The sequence below is a fragment of the Rickettsia endosymbiont of Cardiosporidium cionae genome, assembly GCF_015476335.1.
Lineage (GTDB): Bacteria > Pseudomonadota > Alphaproteobacteria > Rickettsiales > Rickettsiaceae > JADHZC01.
Genome location: NZ_JADAQY010000009.1, coordinates 1 through 5,699, shown reverse-complemented (window position 1 = coordinate 5,699; position 5,699 = coordinate 1). Strand labels below are relative to the sequence as shown.

Below are 5,699 nucleotides of genomic sequence, written 5' to 3'. Positions count from 1 at the left end.
TCTATATATTTCATATAATCGTTATCTCCATATGCATCAAATTCTAATTTCTGTGCTTTACATAATTGTACAATATCTTCTTTATGAATTCTTTTAGCAAAAATCGGCATAAATAAGTCTACAAAATTATAAGGTAAAACAGAATTCTGTGATCTAAAGCAGTCTATAGATCTGGTACACTCATTAAGTGCCTCAATAAGTTCAGTATCATTTTTACAAATATTTACTAGTTTCTTGATATAAAATTCTATAAAATATCCTCCAAATTCTCCTTCCTCACTCAAAATAGCAACATTACTTAAGATTCCCGTTGTATGATTTTTGATAAAATTATCTGAATCTTCTATATGTTTTAATAATAATTGAAACATTCCCAAATCATTTTCTCTGGCTACTGAGTACAAAATAGCAAAGTTATCAATTTCTATGTTTGCTCCTTTATCAAGTAACATTTCTGTTATTTTTTCGTGTTTTAATGCTACAGATGTTTCTAAATATGTAGTTTTCCACAGATAACCCATATTGATGGATGCATTAATATCAATATTATCTAACGATAATAAATACTTTACAATGTCTGTATTTCCCTCTTTGATAGATGTCATCAATGGATTCATCAGTACATCTGTTGTTATATTCAGATTTACATGTTGATTTTTCAATACGTATTCAATTTCTCCTAAATCATTTGCTTCTATATTTTTAATGATTTTTTTTACTGTCTCTAGATTCCGCTGTTCATTAGCATCATGCTCTAATATCACATTGGTTGGTTGAATATTGCTGTCTATTATCCTTTTTTCAGGAGTAGTTTCGGTACTTGAAGATGCTAATGCATGACTAGTAAATTTAGGAGATTTTGCCTTTTTATCAGTGCCAAGACTCCCTGTGTTGATTCGTTTTATTTTAGACATATGTATACCATATAATGGATTACGTTCGTAAATTAATATTTTTAGATTAAAAATTTATATATTTTCTTTCTTATAAATTTTGCTTTAATTCTTCTATTTTACTTAAGGATAATCCTGTTACTTTCGATACAAAGATTACATCTGCATTTGCTTTTAACATATTTTTTGCAGCTAATTCTATACCTTCAGCTTTACCTATTTCTATACCTTCAGCTTTCCATTCATCCCTCCAAGCGTCTGCTACTGTTCTCATGATATCCTCATTTTGATCATTAATTATTTCTTTGATTATTTTAATAAAATCTCCTTTATCCTTCTCTTTAATCCTGTTCGCAGTATACCATACTAAACCCTGGAAAAAAAGATACTCTCTTTTTTGTTGCTCGTATTCCATGAGATTATATATCTCGGCAGCTGCAGAAAAAACGTGAAACAAATTTTTTGTATCCCACAAATGCTTAAAGAAAAACTCAAACAAGAATTTCTCTTCTTTGAGTAAGTTATCCTCCATATGCTGTAGATCTACCAAAAAATATTCATCATTCTCAACAGATCTTGCTTCTTCTGGTTCTACGAACAAATCCCAGAATATTCTTGGTGCAGTATATTTTGCTTTTCCATTATATATTACTGCAGAATATATTACAGGTAGCTTTCTTTTTGGATATTCTGTCTGAAATCTAGCCCAAATTTGATCCTTATATTGCCTAAGACGCCAAGCAATCTTGCTATCATTTGTAGATTGGTGTTCAACAAGAAAATATATATATCTGTTTTTGTCAGCTGCAGAAAACAAAAGATCGCTGTGATGGTTAGCATATGCCTCATCTATGAAGCTTGTATTTTCTAGTTCTAGCTTTTCTACATCTATCTTTTACAGAAGATCTTTGGGCAGGTGCCTAGAGAAAAACAATTTTCTCTGTACCGGATCAGTTAAGGCCTTCTTAAAAAGAGCATCATGTTTTGCATTTTCTACAGAGGAATCATTTTTCATAGCATTTTTTTTATTAGTTTTAAACATGTTTTTTGTCTGTCGAGCAATAGATCGGTTTTAGATACCTTTCTACAGTTACTTCTTTCTATTAACATGATTAAATAAAATTTCTATTCCTTGACTAAGGTTTATTTCTTTTACAGCACACCAAATTTTAAAATCTTTTAATAACTTTTTAGACACAAAAAAACAAACACGTGCTTTTTCTTCTTTAGATGCTAACTTTTCTGCAAATTCTTGTGCTGTTTCAAATTGATTATCATTTAAATCAATTATATCTTTACTAATATCGTTACTAAAACTTTTCTTTTTTTTGCCCATTTGTTTTGTCCTCTACATTTAATTTATTTTTAATAAATTCCCATATTTGTTGTATTTCTGAGCCAGCAATATCACTAAATTTTGATACACAACTAGCTGTATGCATAGATGTAACATATGCAATACGATTTATCATCACTGTTGGTGCTACAATACCATATTCTGATAATATAGAAGCCGCTTTAAACATAATATTAGATCTAGAAATAGCCTGGCATAACACAAAAATAAAATTCTTTTTTGCTTCTTTTACCATAGATATAGTACGCCCTATCGCCTCTAAATCTGTACTAGTCGGTTTACAAGGAATAATTGCTAAATTTGCAAACTTTATAGCTTCATGTGGAATATTAGAAAGATCACCAAGAGTATCTATAAACACATAATCAAAACCTTCTCTTTCCATAAGTTCTATTTTACTACTAAAATTTTCAGTACTAACGTCCGCTAAACACGGAGTAAGTTCTTTTCTCTTATTCCACCATTTTTCTAAAGTTTTTTGAGGGTCTAAATCTATCAATATAACTTTTTTATTATCCCTTACAGCCGCCAAAGACAATAATGCTGTACAAGTGCTTTTTCCCACTCCTACTTTTTTATTACAAATTACTATTACCTGCATAAACTGTATTTACATAATTTCGTTATATACAAAATTATTTTATGAGAACAATTATTACCATAAATACTAAAGGAGGTTTTAGAAACAGTACTTTAATTTCTAATTTATCTATTCAGTTAATAAAGAAGGATTATAGTGTAGTCCTAATAGACTTAGATCCTCAAAAAACTTTAGAAAAATGGTGGCAAGCTAGGGATCAAGATAATCCCATGCTTACAGCAGTTACTAAAAATAATATTTCACTAGTAATAAATAATATTAAAAAAAAGGGGACAATTGATTATTTATTAATCGATACTCCTGGGTATATGTCATTTAATACATTAAACGCTTTAAAATTAAGCGATTTAGTACTAGTTCTTTGTAACCCAACTGCAGCAGATTTTCGGGCAGTTGGGGATACAATTCGTATAGTAAAGAAAGAGAAAAAGGAATTTTTGTTTGTATTGAATCAATGTATTCCTAGAAATACTTTTGTTTTAAAGGCAGCTATAAGTTTATTACAATTTGGACAAGTAATAGACGTACCTATCTATAACAGAGTTTCTTATGCAAATGCGATATATCAAGGTACTGGTGCAGGAGATTTAGACAGTAATGCCCAAAATGAAATTACAAAAATTTTTCATGCTATAGATATAAAATTTAATAACGAGGTAATACATGACAAAAGAAAAACAGATTTTTCATAATAATCCAGCAGATTTAATAGAAACTTCTCTTGATTTAGACTGTGACATCGAAAATGAATCTTTAGAAAATGAATTAACAAAAATATGTTTGCATATCCCTTTCAGAGTAAAACAATACAAAATGTGGTGTATGAATAGAAAAATTACGATGTCTAACGCTTTTCGTACAATGTTTAAATATGTAAGAAATAATAAGAAAATCTTAAAGTAGGTATCTAAAACCGATCTATTGCTCGACAGACACAAAACATGTTTAAAACTACTAAAAAAATGCTATGAAAAATGATTCCTCTGTAGAAAATGCAAAACATGATGCTCTTTTTAAGAAGGCCTTAACTGATCCGGTACAGAGAAAATTGTTTTTCTCTAGGCACCTGCCCAAAAATCTTCTGCAAAAGATAGATGTAGAAAAGCTAGAACTAGAAAATACAAGCTTCATAGATGAGGCATATGCTAACCATCACAGCGATCTTTTGTTTTCTGCAGCTAACAAAAACAGATATATATATTTTCTTGTTGAACACCAATCTACAAATGATAGCAAGATTGCTTGGCGTCTTAGGCAATATAAGGACCAAATTTGAGCTAGATTTCAGACAGAATATCCAAAAAGAAAGCTACCTATAATATATTCTGCAGTAATATATAATGGAAAAGCAAAATATACTGCACCAAGAATATTCTGGGATTTGTTCGTAGAGCCAGAAGAAGCAAGATCTGTTGAGAATGATGAATATTTTTTGGTAGATCTACAGCATATGGAGGACAACTTACTCAAAGAAGAGAAATTCTTGTTTGAGTTTTTCTTTAAGCATTTGTGGGATACAAAAAATTTGTTTCACGTTTTTTCTGCAGCTGCCGAGATATATAATCTCATGGAATACGAGCAACAAAAAAGAGAGTATCTTTTTTTCCAGGGTTTAGTATGGTATACTGCGAACAGGATTAAAGAGAAGAATAAAGGAGATTTTATTAAAATAATCAAAGAAATAATTAATGATCAAAATGAGGATATCATGAGAACAGTAGCAGACGCTTGGAGGGATGAATGGAAAGCTGAAGGTATAGAGAAAGGTATAGAATTAACTGCAAGAAATATGTTAAAAGCAAATGCAGATGTAATCTTTGTATCGAAAGTAACAGGATTATCCTTAAGTAAAATAGAAGAATTAAAGCAAAAATTATAAGAAAGAAAATATATAAATTTTTAATCTAAAAATATTAATTTACGAACGTAATCTATTATATGGTATACATATGTCTAAAATAAAACGAATCAATACAGGGAGTCTTGGCACTGATAAAAAGGCAAAATATCCTAAATTTACTAGTCATGCATTAGCATCTTCAAGTACCGAAACTACTCCTGAAAAAAGGATAATAGACAGCAATGTTCAACCAACCAATGTGACATTAGAGCATGATGCTAATGAACAGCGGAATCTAGAGACAGTAAAAAAAATCATTAAAAATATAGAAGCAAATGATTTAAAAACTATGAGACGGTTTATTGAAGAAAGTCCTAATATAAACCTTAATTTAAATGATAGTATTGACAATAATCCACTAATTGTTGCTGTTTGGGAAAATAATTTGGAAGCTGTTAGAGAACTTCTTAAATGCAAAAACATTGATGTTAATATTAGTGTTAATGGCATTACCTCTTTACAACGTGCAGTAGTAACAGATAATATAGAAATCGCTAAAGAATTACTCATGCACAGAGCTGATCCGGCAATTGATAATTTTCGTGTTGTATATTCATCAGCCCGAAACAATAGTTTTAAAATGTTTCAATTATTATTAAAATATATAGAAGATTCAGATAATTTTATCAAAAATCATACAACGAGAATCTTAAGTCATGTTGCTATTTTGAGTGAAGAAGGAGAATTTGGAGGATATTTTATAGAATCTTATGTCAAGAAACTAGTAAATATTTGTAATGATACTGAACTTATTGAGGCACTTAATGAGTGTACTAGATCTATAGACTGCTTTAGATCACAAAATTCTGTTTTACCTTATGATTTTGTAGACTTATTTATGCCGATTTTTGCTAAAAGAATTCATAAAGAAGATATTGTACAATTATGTAAAGCACAGAAATTAGAATTTGATGCATATGGAGATAACGATTATATGAAATATATAGA

At 29.6% G+C, this 5,699-nt stretch carries 8 protein-coding genes and 1 pseudogene; 4 read left to right on the top strand and 5 right to left on the bottom strand.

Features of this window, described 5'->3' with window-relative positions:
• From IHI24_RS04495 to IHI24_RS04475, 5 genes are all read right to left on the bottom strand, one after another.
• On the bottom strand, window positions 1-914 hold a 914-nt coding region (locus IHI24_RS04495; protein ID WP_194966870.1), incomplete at its 3' end, for an ankyrin repeat domain-containing protein.
• Between the two features lie 70 nt (window positions 915-984).
• Window positions 985-1,785, bottom strand: a complete 801-nt coding sequence (locus IHI24_RS04490; protein WP_194966872.1) for an Rpn family recombination-promoting nuclease/putative transposase — start codon at window positions 1,783-1,785, stop codon at window positions 985-987.
• A 3-nt stretch (window positions 1,786-1,788) separates the two neighbouring features.
• A complete protein-coding gene (locus IHI24_RS04485; RefSeq protein ID WP_194966869.1) occupies window positions 1,789-1,935 on the bottom strand; it encodes a hypothetical protein in 147 nt (48 codons plus the stop codon).
• A 48-nt stretch (window positions 1,936-1,983) separates the two neighbouring features.
• Entirely contained in the window at window positions 1,984-2,229 is a 246-nt protein-coding gene (locus IHI24_RS04480) for a hypothetical protein (RefSeq protein ID WP_194966868.1), read from the bottom strand.
• A complete protein-coding gene (locus IHI24_RS04475; RefSeq protein WP_194966867.1) occupies window positions 2,204-2,851 on the bottom strand; it encodes a ParA family protein in 648 nt (215 codons plus the stop codon). Before IHI24_RS04475 ends, IHI24_RS04480 begins: the two co-directional genes overlap by 26 nt.
• 41 nt (window positions 2,852-2,892) lie before the next feature.
• Here IHI24_RS04475 and IHI24_RS04470 point away from each other — a divergent pair, with 41 nt between their 5' ends.
• The 4 genes and pseudogenes from IHI24_RS04470 to IHI24_RS04450 form a co-directional block, all read left to right on the top strand.
• Window positions 2,893-3,543 carry an AAA family ATPase gene (locus IHI24_RS04470; protein ID WP_194966866.1) on the top strand — a complete coding sequence of 217 codons (651 nt, stop codon included), beginning with the start codon at window positions 2,893-2,895 and terminating at the stop codon, window positions 3,541-3,543.
• Window positions 3,515-3,754, top strand: a complete 240-nt coding sequence (locus tag IHI24_RS04465) for a hypothetical protein (protein ID WP_194966865.1) — start codon at window positions 3,515-3,517, stop codon at window positions 3,752-3,754. The genes IHI24_RS04470 and IHI24_RS04465 overlap by 29 nt, the downstream gene beginning before the upstream one ends.
• A gap of 64 nt (window positions 3,755-3,818) precedes the next feature.
• A pseudogene (locus IHI24_RS04760) lies at window positions 3,819-4,730 on the top strand (Rpn family recombination-promoting nuclease/putative transposase).
• Window positions 4,731-4,800: 70 nt separating this feature from the next.
• The coding region (locus IHI24_RS04450) for an ankyrin repeat domain-containing protein (protein ID WP_194966863.1) at window positions 4,801-5,699 on the top strand (899 nt) is incomplete at its 3' end.

Excerpts from the sequence above, each read along its gene's own strand:
- IHI24_RS04465 (WP_194966865.1), top strand. The coding sequence starts at position 3,515 with ATGACAAAAGAAAAACAGATTTTTCATAATAATCCAGCAGATTTAATA.
- IHI24_RS04470 (WP_194966866.1), top strand. The coding sequence starts at position 2,893 with ATGAGAACAATTATTACCATAAATACTAAAGGAGGTTTTAGAAACAGT.
- IHI24_RS04475 (WP_194966867.1), bottom strand. The coding sequence starts at position 2,851 with ATGCAGGTAATAGTAATTTGTAATAAAAAAGTAGGAGTGGGAAAAAGC.
- IHI24_RS04485 (WP_194966869.1), bottom strand. The coding sequence starts at position 1,935 with ATGTTTAAAACTAATAAAAAAAATGCTATGAAAAATGATTCCTCTGTA.
- IHI24_RS04480 (WP_194966868.1), bottom strand. The coding sequence starts at position 2,229 with ATGGGCAAAAAAAAGAAAAGTTTTAGTAACGATATTAGTAAAGATATA.